At 67.6% G+C, this 15,049-nt stretch carries 13 protein-coding genes; 5 read left to right on the top strand and 8 right to left on the bottom strand.

Annotated elements, in window-relative coordinates:
* The first annotated feature begins 1 nt into the window (after nucleotide 1).
* From B5X82_RS02960 to B5X82_RS02950, 3 genes are read left to right on the top strand one after another with little or no spacing between them, the layout of a single operon-like run.
* On the top strand, nucleotides 2-760 hold the full coding sequence (locus B5X82_RS02960) for an SDR family NAD(P)-dependent oxidoreductase (protein WP_079646522.1): 759 nt from the start codon (nucleotides 2-4) through the stop codon (nucleotides 758-760).
* Nucleotides 760-1,641, top strand: a complete 882-nt coding sequence (locus B5X82_RS02955; RefSeq protein WP_079646521.1) for an SDR family NAD(P)-dependent oxidoreductase — start codon at nucleotides 760-762, stop codon at nucleotides 1,639-1,641. The genes B5X82_RS02960 and B5X82_RS02955 overlap by 1 nt, the downstream gene beginning before the upstream one ends.
* Nucleotides 1,638-2,588, top strand: coding sequence for an SDR family NAD(P)-dependent oxidoreductase (locus B5X82_RS02950; protein WP_079646520.1), 951 nt, complete (start codon nucleotides 1,638-1,640; stop codon nucleotides 2,586-2,588). Before B5X82_RS02955 ends, B5X82_RS02950 begins: the two co-directional genes overlap by 4 nt.
* Nucleotides 2,589-2,938: 350 nt before the next feature.
* Here B5X82_RS02950 and B5X82_RS02945 read toward each other — a convergent pair whose 3' ends face one another.
* Nucleotides 2,939-3,157 (bottom strand): hypothetical protein, encoded by a 219-nt coding sequence (locus B5X82_RS02945; protein ID WP_223811325.1) that lies wholly within the window; start codon nucleotides 3,155-3,157, stop codon nucleotides 2,939-2,941.
* Between the two features lie 141 nt (nucleotides 3,158-3,298).
* Here B5X82_RS02945 and B5X82_RS02940 point away from each other — a divergent pair, with 141 nt between their 5' ends.
* Complete coding sequence (locus B5X82_RS02940; protein WP_079646708.1) at nucleotides 3,299-4,231, top strand: SDR family NAD(P)-dependent oxidoreductase; 933 nt, start codon at nucleotides 3,299-3,301, stop codon at nucleotides 4,229-4,231.
* A 55-nt stretch (nucleotides 4,232-4,286) separates the two neighbouring features.
* Here the strand turns inward: B5X82_RS02940 and B5X82_RS02935 are convergent, their stop codons facing one another.
* From B5X82_RS02935 to B5X82_RS02920, 4 genes are all read right to left on the bottom strand, one after another.
* The gene (locus B5X82_RS02935) at nucleotides 4,287-6,614 is read right to left on the bottom strand and encodes a TonB-dependent receptor (protein ID WP_079646519.1); all 2,328 of its coding nucleotides are present in this window, start codon (nucleotides 6,612-6,614) and stop codon (nucleotides 4,287-4,289) included.
* A gap of 173 nt (nucleotides 6,615-6,787) precedes the next feature.
* The gene (locus B5X82_RS02930; RefSeq protein ID WP_079646518.1) at nucleotides 6,788-7,870 is read right to left on the bottom strand and encodes a phosphotransferase; all 1,083 of its coding nucleotides are present in this window, start codon (nucleotides 7,868-7,870) and stop codon (nucleotides 6,788-6,790) included.
* Nucleotides 7,867-8,685, bottom strand: a complete 819-nt coding sequence (locus tag B5X82_RS02925; RefSeq protein ID WP_079646517.1) for an SDR family NAD(P)-dependent oxidoreductase — start codon at nucleotides 8,683-8,685, stop codon at nucleotides 7,867-7,869. The genes B5X82_RS02930 and B5X82_RS02925 overlap by 4 nt, the downstream gene beginning before the upstream one ends.
* Before the next feature lie 17 nt (nucleotides 8,686-8,702).
* A complete protein-coding gene (locus tag B5X82_RS02920) occupies nucleotides 8,703-9,659 on the bottom strand; it encodes a phytanoyl-CoA dioxygenase family protein (protein WP_079646516.1) in 957 nt (318 codons plus the stop codon).
* 140 nt (nucleotides 9,660-9,799) lie between these two features.
* Between B5X82_RS02920 and B5X82_RS02915 the strand changes: the two genes are divergently transcribed.
* Nucleotides 9,800-10,771: a GlxA family transcriptional regulator gene (locus B5X82_RS02915; RefSeq protein WP_079646515.1), complete on the top strand. Its 972-nt coding sequence runs from the start codon at nucleotides 9,800-9,802 to the stop codon at nucleotides 10,769-10,771.
* A 10-nt stretch (nucleotides 10,772-10,781) separates the two neighbouring features.
* Here B5X82_RS02915 and B5X82_RS02910 read toward each other — a convergent pair whose 3' ends face one another.
* Genes B5X82_RS02910 through B5X82_RS02900 form a run of 3 tightly spaced genes read right to left on the bottom strand, consistent with a single transcriptional unit; the run spans nucleotide 10,782 to nucleotide 14,943 of the window.
* Nucleotides 10,782-12,434: an FAD-binding protein gene (locus B5X82_RS02910; RefSeq protein ID WP_079646514.1), complete on the bottom strand. Its 1,653-nt coding sequence runs from the start codon at nucleotides 12,432-12,434 to the stop codon at nucleotides 10,782-10,784.
* Nucleotides 12,434-13,762, bottom strand: coding sequence for an aromatic ring-hydroxylating oxygenase subunit alpha (locus B5X82_RS02905; RefSeq protein ID WP_079646513.1), 1,329 nt, complete (start codon nucleotides 13,760-13,762; stop codon nucleotides 12,434-12,436). Before B5X82_RS02905 ends, B5X82_RS02910 begins: the two co-directional genes overlap by 1 nt.
* Nucleotides 13,763-13,788: 26 nt before the next feature.
* Nucleotides 13,789-14,943 carry an acyl-CoA dehydrogenase family protein gene (locus B5X82_RS02900; RefSeq protein WP_079646512.1) on the bottom strand — a complete coding sequence of 385 codons (1,155 nt, stop codon included), beginning with the start codon at nucleotides 14,941-14,943 and terminating at the stop codon, nucleotides 13,789-13,791.
* Nucleotides 14,944-15,049: the final 106 nt, after the last annotated feature.

Here is a 15,049-nt window from a genome sequence, read left to right as displayed (position 1 = left end):
GATGGGCAGGCTCAGCGGCAAGGTCGCGATCATCACCGGCGGCGGCCAGGGCGTCGGCCAGGGCATCACCCAGGTATTCGCGCGCGAAGGCGCCAAGGTCCTGATCACCGGCCGCACTCCCGACAAGCTGGAAGCGGCGGTCACCGAGCTCAAGGCGGCCGGCGGCGATGCCGCCTGGATCGCCGGCACCGCCGGGGTCCGCGCCGACGCCGAGGCGGCGGTCGCCAAGGCGGTCGAGCTGTTCGGCGGCCTCGATATCCTGGTCAATAATGCCCAGACGTCGCGTCCCGGCGCGATGTTCGAGGATACCGACGACGATCTGTTCGCGCTGACGATCAATTCGGGGCTCTACGGCACCTTCCAGCACATGCAGGCGGCGCTGCCCGCGATGAAGAAGCGCGGCGGCGGATCGATCATCAACTTCGGATCCTATGAGGGCATCCACGGCGGGGTCGGCTTCGCCGCCTATGCCGCGACCAAGGAGGCCATTCGCGGCCTGTCGCGCACCGCCGCGCGCGAACTGGGCAAGTACAAGGTCCGCGTCAACGTGATCTGCCCCGCCGCGCTGAGCCCGATCGCCCAGCAATGGGTCAAGGACTTCCCCGAGGAGGCCGAGAAGGTGATGAAGCTCGTCGCGCTCGGCTATCTGGGCGACTGCGCCGAGGATATCGGCCCCGCCGCGCTGTTCTTGGCCAGCGACGACAGCCGCTACGTCACCGGCCAGACGATCAACGTCGACGGCGGCCAGATGATGCTGTGATGGCGGAGCTCGATTTCACGGGCCGGACGGCGATCGTCACCGGCGCGGCCAAGGGCCTCGGCCGCGCCTATGCCCGCTGGCTCGCCGCGCGCGGCTGCGCGGTGGTCGTCAGCAACCGGCCCGCCGCGGACGGCGCTTCGGCGGCGCAGGCGACGGTCGACGAGATCGTCGCGGCGGGCGGCCGCGCAGTGGCGCATGACGGGCCGGTCGAATCCGAGGCGGCGGCGGTCGAGATGGCCGATCTCGCGCTCGGCCGCTTCGGCGGGATCGACATCTTCGTCAGCAATGCGGGGGTGGTGCGCTGGGGCGAGTTCGGCGCCGTCACCGCCGACGCGATGCGCGAGGTGTTCGACATCAACCTGTGGGGCTGCCTCCATGGGCTGAACGCGGTGTGGCCGGCGATGACGGCGGCTGGCTATGGCCGGATCATCCTCACCGCGTCGAGCGCGGGCCTGTGGGGCCAGATGCGCTCGCCCGCCTATGGCGCCTCCAAGGCGGCGATGGTCGGCCTCGCCCGCTCGATCGCGCTGGACGTGCCCGAGGGCACCGACATCCGGATCAACGTGATCGCGCCGGCCGCCTACACGCCGATGTCGGCGGCGCATTTCGACGCGAAATGGGCCGACTACGCCTCTCCCGACCGGGTCGCACCGGTGGTCGGCTGGCTGGCGAGCGATCGCTGCGGCGGCTCAGGCGGCATCTATCATGCCGGCGCCGGTCATGTCCGCCGCGTCCAGATCCTTGAAGGACCGATCGAGGATCTGTCGAGCGGCCCGATCGACGAGGTGATGGCGCGGCTCGAAGCCAGGCCCGAATGGACCAGCTCCTTCGCCTCAGGCGCCGAGCTGATGCCCGAGCTGGCCAAGGCGGCCGGATCATGATCCGCTTCGACGGCCAGGTCGCGATCGTCACCGGCGCGGGCGGCGGCATGGGGCGCGCCTATGCCCTCGAACTGGCGCGGCGCGGGGCGCAGGTGCTGGTCAACGACTATGGCGGCGGCGTGCTGGGCCAGCAGGACGGCACGCCCGGTCCGGCGCACGCGGTGGTTGCAGAGATCCGCGCCGCCGGCGGCCAGGCCGAGGCGAACGGCCAGGCCGTGGGAACCGCCGACGCGGCCCGCGCCATCGTCCGCGCCGCGCTCGACGCGTTCGGGCGGGTCGACATCCTCGTCAACAATGCCGGCACCGCGCTGGCGGGCTCCTTCACCGCCCATCGGGACGAGGATGTCGAGCGCCATTACGCGACCAACCTGATCGGCGGCCATCACCTGATGCGCGCGGTGTGGGCGCTGATGGCGGTGCAGAAATACGGCCGCATTCTCAACGTCAGCTCGAACGGCGCGCTCGGCGTCGGCGGCAACGCGCCCTATGCGGCGGCCAAGGCGGGGATGCTCGGCCTCACCCTCGACGCCGCGATCGAGGGCCGGCCGCTCGGCATCCTCGTCAACGCGGTGATGCCGACCTCCTATTCGCGGATGATCGAGCAGATCCCCGACCCGGCGACGGTGGCTTGGTTCCGCGACCACCTCGCGCCCGAACAGGTCGCCGCGGCGATGGCCTGGTTCCTGAGCCGCGACTGCACAATGTCGGGCCGCATCTGGCTGACCGGCGGCGGGCGGCTGTCGAGCCTGGTGATGGCCGAGACCGGCGAGGTCTGCGATCCGGACCTCGATGCCGAGCGGGTCGCGGGCGTGCTGGATCGGATCATCGACGAGAGCCGGCTGACCGTGGTCCATGACCAGGCCGAGGCCGGCGCGCGCTATTTCGAGCATTTCCCCTGGACCGCCACGGCCGGTCCCGACTTTGGCCCCGACGTGGAGCGGGGATAGGTTCGCAGCCTGCGGCAAACCTAGAGCATCGCGCCGTGAATCGGGGATCACCTTATCCGCTCGCCTTGAGGAGGGCTGAGCGAAGTCGAAGCCCGTCTCGAAGAGCCCTTCGAGACGCCACTTCGCCAAGCTCAGTGGCTCCTCAGGGTGAACGGGTCATGTTTAAGGCACGGCGCCCTAGAAACTTGCCCCGAGCTCCGCTCATCCTGAGGAGCCATTGAGCGAAGGCGAAATGGCGTCTCGAAGGAGTCTTCAGTCATGTCCGGGGACATGACGGCCTGATAACTTTCGAGGCGGGCCTTCACCTCCGTTCAGTCCCTCCTCAGGATGTGCGGATCAGAAGCTCGATCTCAGGCCTCCTCGTCACGCTCCGGGTGGACATTCTCCAGCGGCCGCATGTCGGTCGCTAGCGCCATGATCATCCGGCTCTCCCGGCTGGTGACCGGCCGCGCCTTCGCCACCGGCGGGGGCGCCAGCGCAGGATCGCGGTGGACGTTCTCGTCGGGTCGCACGTCCGTCGCCATGTTCATGATGCGACGGCTTTCCTCGTCGCTGATATCCTTGTTCAAGGCCTCTCCCTCCATCGCTTTCCCGCAGGCTATCATGCGCGCGCCGCACGGCAAACTCATCATCAGCATGATGGCGCCGCCGCCCGGCGTGGTCCCCTCTCCTGCCTCCGATTAGGCTCCGCCGAAACGATGGAGGAACGGATGGCGGGAAGACTCGAAGGGAAGGTGGCGGTGGTGACCGGCGCCGGGCGCAATATCGGCCGGGCCGAGGCCATGCTGCTAGCCGAGCAGGGCGCGCGGGTGGTGGTCAACGATCTCGGTGGCGGCCCCTATGGTACGGAGGCGGCCGACGCCTCGCTGGCCGAGGCGATCGCCAAGGAGATACGCGATGCGGGCGGCGAAGCGATCGGCCAATGTTCGAGCGTCGCGACCCGCGAAGGCGCCGAGGCCACTGTCCAGGCGGCGATCGACCAATGGGGCCGGATCGACATCCTCGTCAACAATGCCGGCATCGTCCGCCCGGCGCGGATCGACCGGATGACCGACGATGACTGGCAGCTCTGCGTCGACGTCAGCCTGACCGCGACCTTCCACACCTGCCGCGCCGCCGCCCGGCACATGATCGGCCAGCGATCGGGCGCGATCGTCAACACCGGTTCGCCCTCTGGCTTCGGCCATTGGGGGATGGCCAATTACTCGGCCGCCAAGGAAGGCGTGCTCGGCCTCACCCGCTCGATCGCGCGCGACCTGGGCGAGTTCGGCGTCCGCTGCAACATGATCCGCCCGGTCTCGCACCTGACCGGCACCCACACGCCGGAGATCGACGAGACCATCGCCGAATCGGCTCGGCTCGGCATCCCGCTGCTGTGGAACAAGCCGATGGCGGCGCCACGCATGACCGCGCTGCCCGAGCATGTCGCGGCGCTGGTGGTGTGGCTCTGCACCGACGCCGCCGGCCATGTCAGCGGCCGCGACTTCTACATCCAGGGCGACGAGGTGGCGCTGATCCCTGAACCCGAGGCGATCCGCACCAGCTTCCACCCTGGCGGCTGGACGCTCGACGCCTTCGACGAGGAGGCCAACCGCGCCTATCTGTTCGGTGACATCCCGAACCGCTTCGTCAGGCGCGACTGACCATAAAAAATGGCGGCCGGCGTCGGGCCGGCCGCCAGGTTCCCGCCTTGGACCCTCAGAAGCGGTACGAAACCTCCAGGCCGTAGGTGCGCGGCTCGCCATAGACGCTCGAGATGTAGCCGGCCTCGTTGTAGATGCCGATCACGCCGATCCGATAATATTTGTCGGTCGCGTTGTTGACGAACAGCGCCGCCCCGAAGCCGGTGCCAGCGATATTGTCGAGGTTCGCGCGCAGATTGACCAGGGCATAGCCCGGCTCGGTGGCGAGCACGTCGTTCTTGTCGAGATGCTGCTTGCTCCGATAGGCGACATTGGCGTTGAGCGACGCCGTGCCGATGCTCTCCGACAAGGACAGCCGGTAGCTCAGATTGGCGCCGAGCTGGTGGTGCGGAGCGCCGACCAGCTCGAACTCGCCAGGCTGCCGGCCCTTGCTGATGTCGACCTTCACATAGGAATAGAAGGCGGTCAGGTCGATCGGCCCCGCGGACAGGGTCGCCTCCAGCTCGCCGCCATAATGCTTCTGCCGGGCGGTGTTGGTGATGACCGTGTTGACATTGCCCGCCGCGTCGATCGACGAGGCCTGCTTCTGGACGTTCTTATAGTCCTGGTAGAACAGTGCGAGGCTGGTCCGGAGCGTCGCGCCACCGCCGAGATCGGCGCGGTTCTTCAAGCCAAGCTCATATTCCTGCACCGTTTCCGGGTTGAACGGCGCCAGCTCGGCGGTCGAGGCCGCCCGCAGCGAGAAGCCGCCGGCACGGAACCCGCGCCGGGTGGAGACATAGGCGGTCAGGTCGTCGCTCGGCTCATATTGCAGGGTCACGTCCCAGGTGACGTCGTCCCATTTCTTGCTGTTGGTCTGCGGGCAGTTCGCGAGGCTCGGCGTGGTGCCGTCGGCGAGCCGGAACAGGCAGGCGCCGAGATTGGGATAATAGGCGGTCACCGTCGCGCGGCGCTTGTCCTCGGTGTAGCGGATGCCTGCCGAGAGCTTGAACTGGTCGGTGACATTATAGGTGCCCGCCGCGTAGAGCGCTCCCGTCTTCGCCCTGCCCTGCCCGACATAGGCGTTGAGGAAGGTCGACGCCGGCGTTGTCAGCGGCAGACCCTGACCGGCGATCGCCAGCTCGGGGAACTGGCTCGACGTCGATCCGTCGGTGCCCTTCTCCAGGAAATAATAGGCGCCCACCACATAGGTCAGCCGATCGTCGAAGGCCTTGCCCTGCGCCTGGAGCTCCTCGCTATATTGCTTGATGTCGCGGAAGCGGTTGCTGTTGATCAGGAAGGCGGGGATGCCGTCCAGGTCCATGATCTGGTTGAACTTGAGCCGGCGATAGCCGAAGATGTTCTTGATCGTGACGCCGCCCAGATCGATCGAGCTGCGGTTGGTGATCCCGTAATTCTTCAGATGCTCGAACGGCTTGACGCCATAGGCGTCGAGCGTGCCGTCCTCGCCCGCGGCGGTGTCGAAGCGGTAGTGCGGGCGCGCCGCCTGCTGGGCGAACTGCGCCAGCACGTCCGACACCGGAATGCCGAAGCCGCGCAGCGCCGCATAGCCGGCGATCGCCGGCGCGGCGGGGTTGGCGGCGGTGCCGACCAGCGCGGTACCGTGCTCGCGAGTGCGGACCCAGTCGAAGATCGTGGTCGACTCGATGTTCTCCGCCGGCTTGATCGCCAGCGAGACGCGGAACGTGTCGTAATTCTGGTCGTCATAGTCGCGACCGCTGCTGACGTCCTTGGTGAAGCCGTCGCGCTCGCGGGTCTTGCCGGCGAAGCGGACCGCGATCCCGTCGGCGATCGGCAGGTTGAGCATCGCATAGGCATCGCGCAGATCGAAATTGCCGATCTGGCCGCGCACCTCGGCGGCGAGCTGATCGGTGGGCTTGGCCGGCTCGACCAGCACCGCGCCGCCGGTCATGTTGCGCCCGAACAGCGTGCCCTGCACGCCCTTCAGCACCTGTACCGATTCCAGATCGTAGAGGGTGTTGGCGAAGCCGGTGCTGCGCGCCTGCACCACCTCTGCGAAATAGGTGCCGACCGGCGGATCGGTCAGAAGCTGCGATTCCTGGGTACGCTGGCCGCGGATCGAGAAGCCGAGCTCGGACCGCGTGGTGCCCTGGTTGGTCAGGCTGAGCGATGGCACCCGCGATTGGAAGCTGAGCGCGTCGGTGACCCCGCCCTGGGTCAGTGCCTTGCCCGATATCGCGCTGACCGAGATCGGCACGTCCTGCAGCGACTCCGCGCGGCGGCGAGCGGTGACGATGATCTCGCCGGTGTCGCCGGCATCGGTGACAGCGGCCTCGGCCGGCGACGAAGCGATCTGCGCCGCCGCGAGCTGGGGCAGCAGCGAAGCCGCGCAAGCCAGGAGACAGTTTCTATGAAATGCCATGACGATCCTCCTCCTCTCGACACCCTCGGGGCCGTGCCCTGGGCTTATTGTTTCGGGGGAAGAGAACAGCCAAAGAGCCCGGTGAGGCAACGGCGCCGCGGACATATCGGCTCCATGATCAGGTGCGCCGGAAGCAGCCCGAACCTATTTTTCGATGGACTGTGGTGCGGATGCTACATAGCCTCGGCCGGCGGCGCGCCGAGGTCGACCGCCGCCCAGCCGAAGCGCGGCGCCACCGCCGCATTATTCTCCTCGGCCTGCCACTCGACCGGGTTCACCATCCAGTAGAACAGGCCGTAGACCATATGCGCGCGGATCGCCGTCCAGGCCTCCGCCTCGCTCGGCACGTCTGCCGCGCCATGGCGTTGCAGCGCGGCGAGGTAGCCGGCGATCAGGTCGCGTTCCCAGGCGCGGCGATCGAGCGGATCGAGCGCCGACACGTAGAAATAGGTAACGTCCTGCGCCCAATGGCCGCGCCGCGCGGTCTGCCAGTCGAGGAAGCCGGGCCGCCCTTGGGCATCGAGATACATGTTGCCGAGATGCGCGTCGCCATGGATCACGCAGGTCGGCCCGCCGGGCGCGAAGCGGCGCAACGCCCGCAAGGCGGCGTGCATCGTCTCGCGATCGCGGCAGACGCGCGGGAGGCCGAGCGAACGCGGCAGGCTCATATAATGCGCCCAGGCCTCGGGCTGGAGCTGGCCACGCCCGAAATCGCCCCACGCCTCGTCGGGCAATGGATCGTGCCGCATCAGCCAGCCCAACTCGCCCTCGTCGGCCAGCGCTGGGCTGTTCCACCAGCGCGCGTGGAGCGCCGCGAGGTCGTCGAGGAAGCCGGCTGCCTGTTCGCGGCTGAGCGGCTGTTGCACCCGGCAGATCTGCGCGCCGGTCGGGCGTAGATCCTCCATGATGACCACGCCCTGGTCGGCATCGGCGGCCGCGAAGAAGCAGCGCGGCAGGCCGATCGACAGCCGAGGCGCGATCTCGGCGAAGAAGCGGGCTTCGGTCTGGTAGCAGAATTTGACCAGCTCGCGATGCTCGGCGAGCCCGGCCTTGACGCACAGTCGCTCGGGCAGGCCAGCGTCGCGGCCGGCCTGGTTGTAGACGGCGGTCACCATCATCTTGGTGCCGGTGCCCCAGAGAATGTCGGTGACCTCGATCCGCTCGACGGCGACGCCGGGCACATGGGCCGACAGCGCCTCGCCGAGCCAGGCGGGCGTCACCTCCTCGGGCAGCAGTGGCAGCCGAAGGCCGCTCATGCCTCGGAGATCAGCGCGTGGCCGACCATCGGGCCGATCCCCTCCACCCCGCCATCGACCGCGAGGTGGACGCCGTTGATGAAGCGGGCCTCGTCGCTGGCGACGAACAGCACCGCCTGGGCGACGTCCCATGCATCACCCTCGATCCCGAGCGGGCCGACCTTGCGGCGCGCCTCGCGCATGCTGGCGGGCAGCTTGCTCATCGCGTGCGGGGTCATGACATGCCCGGGTGCGACGGTGTTGACGCGGATACCCTGCCGGCCGTGCAGCACGCCGATCTCGCGCGAGAGCTGCGCCATCGCCGCCTTGGACGGTCCATAGGCGACCGCGCCCATCGCCCGCATGCCCGCCAGCGACGAGATGTTGACGATCGATCCGCCGCCGCGCTCCGCCATCACCGGCACCGCATATTTACTCATCAGCATGACGCTGGTCAGGTTGGCGGCGATCGTCCGGTTCCACAGGTCGAGCGTGATCGTCTCCAGGTTGGTCGGCACCGAGATGCCGACATTGTTGACGAGAATATCGAGCTGTCCGAAGGCCTTGACCGTAGCCTTTACCAGCGCTTCGCAATCCTCGGGCAGACTGACGTCGGCGGCGACGGCGATCGCCTCGCCGCCCTCGGCGCGGATTTGCGCGGCGGTCGCCTCGGCGCGCGCGCCGTCGAGATCGGCGCAGGCGACCTTCGCCCCCTCGCGCGCCATGATGAAGGCGATGGCACGGCCGATGCCGATCTCGTCCTCCGCCGCTCCGGCGCCGGTGACGATCGCGGCCTTGCCGGCCAGCCGGCCGAGATAGCGGGTGGGTTCGGGCATGGGCTGTCCTTCGAAGCTTATTGGATGGGCCGCATGTTGCGGACGAGGTCGCCGGTGACGGCGGCGATCACCTCCTGCCCGACGCGATAGCGGCCGGGAATATCGGCGAGCGGCATCTGGTCGCCGCGCAGGCCGCGCACGAAGCTGGTCGCGTCGAAGCGCAACGCGCGATCGCCGATGGTGACGCCCTCGGCGCTGACCGCCGCGATCGTGCCGACCACCGGGAGGTTGCCGTCCGACGGCATGATCCGCGTGTCGACCGACAGACGGAAGCGGTCCGAATGGTTGGCGATGCCCGAATGGGGCGTGTTGAGGTCCATCAGCAGCACGTCGCCGGGGCGGTAATGGGTGCTGCGCCAGCGCCCGACCTCCATATCCTCCTCTGCGATCGGCAGGATCTTCATGCCGTCCTTGCGGTGGAGGCTGCCGCGCCGGTGCACCCCTTCGACCAGCGCCAGCCCGCCAACCTCGGGCGCGATCTCGGCCAGCGGAATCCAGCAGATCAGGAAGTCGAGCCCGTCATTATAGGTGCCGTCCTGGTGGATGAACTCCAGCCGCCGCGCATCGCGATCGCGGGCCGGCGGCACCTGGCGATGGACGGTGAACGGCACCCAGAAGGGATCGCAGCCGAACAATCGTTCGAAGAAGGCGGCGATGCGCGGATCGCGGTGCAGCACCCGATCGACCCGGCGCTCGTTCATCGCGGTCTCGTTGACCATCGCCGGCATCACCGACAGGTCGGCGCCGTTGTAGCGGGCCTCCGGGTCCTGCGGGTCGGCGACGCCCAGCTCGCCCAGATAGTCCATGTAGATCTGGCGGAGCTCGGCGATCGCCTGCTTGTCGAGCACGTCGCGGAAGAACCAGTAGCCGTCGCGCTCCCAGGCGGCCTTCAGCCCTGGCTGGTCGCCGAGCAGATGGTTGGAGACGTTGAATTCGCCCATCTCGGGGATGAGGCGCGCGGCGGCCATGTTCATCGCAACTCTCCTGTCCGCGCGGCACGACCGATCGCCCGGCGTCGCGCGCTGTTCTCGTCGATCCGACTATCCCGGCCGCCGCCACGGCCGGACAGGATGATATCTTGCAATAAGCGGCTGTTTTCCGTCATGGTCGCGCGATGCCCGATTTCGCCCTCGTCGCGCTCGACGGCGCCTATCACGCCAGCGTCGGCGCGCTGACCGACAGCTTCATCCTCGCCCGCGACCGGATCGAACAGGTGTTCGCCGGCAGCGGCCCGATGCGGATGGAGACGCGGCTCCGTATCCTCTCGCTCGACGGCGGTCCGATCCGGATGAGCGACGGCCGCCGGCTCGAGGTCGATGGCGCGATCAGCAGCGTCGACGACCACGCCTTCATCTGGCTGCCCGCCTTCCGCGTCATGGGCATCCCGGCGCTCGAGGAACGGCTGGCGCGCAGCCATGAGCTGCTGCCCTGGCTCCAGCGCCAGGCGGACGGCGGCGCGGTGATCGGCGCGAGCGGCGCCTCGGCGCTGATCCTGATGGCGGCGGGGCTGACCCGCGACGTCGCCGTGCCGATCGCCCGCGCGCTCCAGCCGGTCGCCCGCGCGCTGTTCCCGCGCCACCGCGCCGAGGAGCGGCTGGGCCTCGCCGACCATGGCGACCTGCTGATCGCCAACGGCATGGCCAATGACCTGTCGCTGATCGTCCGGGTGATGGAACGCACCCTGTCGCCCGATGTCGGCCGCTGGCTGACCTCGATCATGGGGCTCGACCGCGAGGAGGAGCATCTGCTGGCGAGCGACCCGCTCGTCGCCCGCGCGCAGATCTGGCTCGAGCAGCGCTTCACCGGCGGGATCGGTATCCAGGAGCTGGCGGAAGCGCTGTCGACCAGTCAGCCGACGCTGGTCCGGCGCTTCCGCAAGGCGCTGGGGATGAGCCCGAAAAGCTATATCCAGCATCTGCGCCTGCAGGCGGCAACGCGGATGCTGGAGAAGTCGAACCGCTCGATCGACCGGATCGCCGAGCTGGTCGGCTTCTCCGACAGCCGCCTGTTCCGGACGATGTTCCGCCAGCAGACCGGCATGACCGCGACGCAGTGGCGCGAGGCGTCGCAGGCCCGGCGCCGCTGAGCCCATCCGCCTAGTCGTTGGCGCCGACGGCATGGTGCGCCGCGATCCAGGCGAAGACGAACGAGGCGCCGATGCTCGCGCCCGCCGCCGGATAGCAGCGCCCCATCACCGAGGCGGTCGAGTTGCCGGTGGCGTAGAGGCCCTCGATCACCGAGCCGTCGGCGCGCAGCACGCGCGCATGCTCGTCTGTCAGGATACCACCGCTGGTACCGACGTCGCCGGGCACTATCTCCATCACATAGAAGGGCGGTTTGTCGATCTTGCCCAGGTTCGGGTTGGGCTTGACGGTCGGATCGCCGAACCAGTTGTCGTAGCCGCGCCCGCCGCGATTGAAGTCCAGGTCCTTGCCGGTCTCGCAATAGCGGTTGAACTTCGCGATCTCATCCTTGAGCCCGGCCGGATCGATCCCCGCCTTCGCGGCCAGCTCCTCGATCGTGTCGGCGGTCTTCATCATGCCGCTGTCGAGCCAGGATTGCGGCGTCTTGCCCGGCGGATAATAGCCCCAGGCATAGCGCTTGCGGTGGCGGCTATCGAGGATGACATAGGCCGGCACGTCATTGCGGTAGAGCCGCTGGCCGTTCTCCATATAGGAGCCGCTCTCGTTCAGGATGCGCCGCCCCTGGCGGTTAACGATGATGCAGTGCGGCTTGGAGATGTCGGTGTTGTGCATGTTGGCGGGCCCGCCCTCGGGCAGCATCGTGCCGGGCACCCACCATGCCTGGTCCATCAGGTCGAGCGCCGCACCATGCTTCTCGGCGATCTGGATCATCTCGCCGGTGTCGCCGGGATTGGCATTGGTCCATTCGACGGAGCTGGGCTGCGGGCCGTACTTCTTGCGCATCTCAGCATTTCTCGAGAAGCCGCCCGCATTGATCAGCACCCCGTCGCGCGCGCCGATCCGCAGCGTCCTGCCCTCATGCTCGACGACGACGCCGGTGATCCGGCCCTTCTCCTCGACCAGTTCGACCACGCCATGGTTGGTCCGCATGTCGATGCCGGCCTTGTCGGCGAGCATCAGCATGCGCCCCTGGAGCGCGCCGCCAAAGCTAAGCATCGGCGCGCCGCGCCTCTTCACCAGCCACATCCGGAACAGCAGCTTCATTCCCTCCCACATGCCCTTCGGCGTGCGGGTGGCGAGGCCGATGATCCCCGCCTTGTCGGTCGGCAGCGGCATCACCATCGGGCCGAGGCGCAGCTTGTCGAACAGCGGCCCCATCGCGCGGGCGTCGAGCATCGGCGCGCCGACCGACCGGCTGCGGGTGCAACCGCCGGGACGATCGTCGTAATAGTCGGCCCAGCCTTCGGTGCGGAGCCATTGCATGCCCTGCTCCTCCAGCCACTTCATCATCACCGGCCCGTTGCGCAGATAGGCTTCCTTGCGCTCGGGCGAGGCGGCCGGGCCTGCGTCGTTGCCGACCGTCGCGTCCATATAGGTGCGGCCCAGCTCATGGCTGTCCTTGATTCCGTCGCGGGCGAGGAGATGGTTGTTGGGAATCCACAGCACGCCGCCCGACATGGCGGTCGATCCGCCCAGCTTGTCGGTCTTCTCCAGGATCAGCGGCTGCTTGCCGATTGACTTGAGGTACAGCGCAGCCGCCATCGATCCGCCGCCCGAGCCGCAGATCACGAAGTCCGCCGTCTCGTCCCAGCCCTTTGCCGCCATCATTGACCCCCGTGCAGATAGGCGAGCAAGGTCGCATGAAAATTGCTGATCTCGACCTCTTGAACCGGGCTCGGCCGCGCGCCCTTGAAGGCGCGCGACTTCATCCCCTTCTGGACGGCCTCCATATTCTGGAAGTCCTGTTCCAGGATGAGCCCCCAGTCGACCTTGCGCCAGTCGTCGGCGACCTCGACCTCGACATTGCGGGGCTCGGCGCCCGGTGCGAAACGCTCCAGCACGTTGACCTCGAAGATGCAGCTGTCGGGATCGTCGCCGTTCGGGCGGGCACGGTAGAATAGCACGTTGGTCGGCTGCTGGAGGAAGACGAGGTTGGGGAAGATGTTCCAGTCGGTCCCCGCCGCCATCTGCTGTTCGGGGGTGATGGCGGGCCAGGGGCGGCCCGACTTCTCCGATTCCTCGCGGTGGAATTTGGCGAAGGCGACGTAGATCTCGAACGGCGTCGCGGTTTCGGGCAACTCCATCAGCCGCCGGCCCGCCGCCAGCATCTCATCGGTCGTGGTCGCCTTCAGCGTATCCCAGATCTCCTTGTTGAACTCGTAGAGACCCTTGCGCATGTCGCCGCTCTGGTCGCTGATCCGCGGGCTCGGCAGGCCGAACAGCGCGGTCGGCGCATAGCCGAACATGGCGTGTTTTCCATAGGCGCGGGAAAAGGTGTAGTCGTCCTGATAGGGCAGAAGCTGCCGGTGCGTCGTCTGCACATGATAGCCTTCCATGAAGGCCTCCTGCGCGGTCTTCCAGTTGCACGGCATGGTGATCCGCTTGCGCCAGACATAGCGCATCCGATCCATCTCGAACGGATCGAGCAGGGTCTTGGCCTCGCCCAGATGCTCATCCAGGCTCTCGCTGTCGGGGTCCATGTTGATGAACACCCAGCCGCCCCAGCTCGCGCTCTTCACCTGGTGCAGCGTGATCTCGCTATCCTGGAGCAGTTCGCCCCAGTCCTTGCGGTCGACCACCTCGGTCGGCTTGCCGTCGAGATTCCACTGCCAGCCATGATATTTGCAATGGAACTTGCCCATCCGGCCGCAGCCGGCGGTCAGCCGCCGGCCGCGATGCGGGCAGACATTGTGATAGGCCGCGATGGCGCCGTCGGTCTTGCGCACCACGGCGATCGACTCGTCGGCGATATCGTAGGTGTAGAAGTCGCCGGGGTTCGGAATCTCCTCCTCACGGCAGGCCATCTGCCAGACGCGCGGCCACAGCCGTTCCTTCTCCAGCCGCACATAATCGGGGGAGATATAGGCATCGGCCGGCACATAATCCGGCCGCACCGTCCCGTCCGCCGTCTTCACCTTGCTGATCTCGTTCATGGCTCCATCCTCTCCCCGGTTCTGCGTCAGGCCTTGGCCGGCCCCTGGGGAAACCGCATATCGAAAACGCCCTCGGCGATCCGGTTGAGCAATATCTCTATCGCGCCGCCGGCGATCATCCAGCCGCGCGTGCGGCGCAGGCAATATTCCACCAGCCCGTCCTGGCTGTAGCCGGCACCGCCCATGACCTGCATCGCCTCATTGGCGCAGTCGAATCCCGCCCGGTTGCACGCGACCTTGGCGATCGCCGTCTCGTCCGGCGAGGGCAGGCCCTTGTCGGCGTTGGTCGCGGCCCGGTAGAGCAATAGCTGCGCCGCATCGAGCTTCAGCTTCATCTCGGCGAACTTCCATTGCAGGCCCTGGAACTCGCAGAGCGCGCGACCGAACTGCTTGCGCGTCTTGGCATGTTCGACCGCCGCGTTGAAGGCGTAGCGGCCCAGCGCCAGGCTACGCGCGGTGTTGCCTATCCGCTCGACGTTGAAGCCCGACATCTGCTGCTTGAACCCGCCCGGCCCCAGCAGCACCTTGTCCTTCGGCACATAGACATTGTCGAAGAACAGCGGGTTCCACTCCTCGCCCGACAGGAAGCGTACCGGCTTGCCGAAGCTGAACCCCTCCTGCCCGCGCTCGATCAGCACCGAACCGATATTGCCGGTGCCAGGCCCGTAGCGGACGTAGACCAGGAATACGGTGGCATGGGTGCCGTGGGTGGTGAAGATCTTCTGCCCGCTGACGCGGAAGCCGTCGCCGTCGGGAACCGCGGTGGTCGTCAGCTCGGTGACCGCCGATCCGGCATTGGGTTCGGTCATCGCCACCGAGATCAGGCCGTCGCCCTTCAGCAACGGCGCCAGATACTGCTCCTTCTGCGCGTCGCTCGCGAACTGGGCGAAGGTGCGGATCGCGCCGAAATTGCCGGCCTGCACCACGTCCGCCGAGCGAGGGCAGACCGATGCGATCGTCTCGATCGCGATCACCGCGTCCATCAGCGATCCGCCGAGGCCACCCTTCTCCTCCGGGATGGTGATGCCGATCAGGCCCTGTTCGGCCATCATCCGCGCGACTTCCCATGGATAATCGTCGCTATGCGCGCGCTCCAGGGCACCGGCCGCCAGGTGCCGCTGCGCGAACGCCGCGACGGCATCCCGGAACATGGACTGTTCTTCGGTCAGATCGAACTGCATCAAAAGGCTTCCCTTGGTATCGCGCGGCCGCGCATCATCGCATCGTCCGCCTAAATCGCGATCAGCACGATGCGAAGGCGGCCGGACAAAGCTTCACATTCTCGAT

Origin of the sequence: Rhizorhabdus histidinilytica, assembly GCF_900167915.1 — a bacterium.
GTDB lineage: Bacteria > Pseudomonadota > Alphaproteobacteria > Sphingomonadales > Sphingomonadaceae > Rhizorhabdus > Rhizorhabdus histidinilytica.
The sequence above is the reverse complement of the archived record's forward strand: the minus strand, read 5'-3'. Positions and strand labels throughout refer to the sequence as shown.

Excerpts from the sequence above, each read along its gene's own strand:
- B5X82_RS02960 (WP_079646522.1), top strand. The coding sequence starts at position 2 with ATGGGCAGGCTCAGCGGCAAGGTCGCGATCATCACCGGCGGCGGCCAG.
- B5X82_RS02955 (WP_079646521.1), top strand. The coding sequence starts at position 760 with ATGGCGGAGCTCGATTTCACGGGCCGGACGGCGATCGTCACCGGCGCG.
- B5X82_RS02950 (WP_079646520.1), top strand. The coding sequence starts at position 1,638 with ATGATCCGCTTCGACGGCCAGGTCGCGATCGTCACCGGCGCGGGCGGC.
- B5X82_RS02940 (WP_079646708.1), top strand. The coding sequence starts at position 3,299 with ATGGCGGGAAGACTCGAAGGGAAGGTGGCGGTGGTGACCGGCGCCGGG.
- B5X82_RS02935 (WP_079646519.1), bottom strand. The coding sequence starts at position 6,614 with ATGGCATTTCATAGAAACTGTCTCCTGGCTTGCGCGGCTTCGCTGCTG.
- B5X82_RS02930 (WP_079646518.1), bottom strand. The coding sequence starts at position 7,870 with ATGAGCGGCCTTCGGCTGCCACTGCTGCCCGAGGAGGTGACGCCCGCC.
- B5X82_RS02925 (WP_079646517.1), bottom strand. The coding sequence starts at position 8,685 with ATGCCCGAACCCACCCGCTATCTCGGCCGGCTGGCCGGCAAGGCCGCG.
- B5X82_RS02920 (WP_079646516.1), bottom strand. The coding sequence starts at position 9,659 with ATGAACATGGCCGCCGCGCGCCTCATCCCCGAGATGGGCGAATTCAAC.
- B5X82_RS02915 (WP_079646515.1), top strand. The coding sequence starts at position 9,800 with ATGCCCGATTTCGCCCTCGTCGCGCTCGACGGCGCCTATCACGCCAGC.
- B5X82_RS02910 (WP_079646514.1), bottom strand. The coding sequence starts at position 12,434 with ATGGCGGCAAAGGGCTGGGACGAGACGGCGGACTTCGTGATCTGCGGC.
- B5X82_RS02905 (WP_079646513.1), bottom strand. The coding sequence starts at position 13,762 with ATGAACGAGATCAGCAAGGTGAAGACGGCGGACGGGACGGTGCGGCCG.
- B5X82_RS02900 (WP_079646512.1), bottom strand. The coding sequence starts at position 14,943 with ATGCAGTTCGATCTGACCGAAGAACAGTCCATGTTCCGGGATGCCGTC.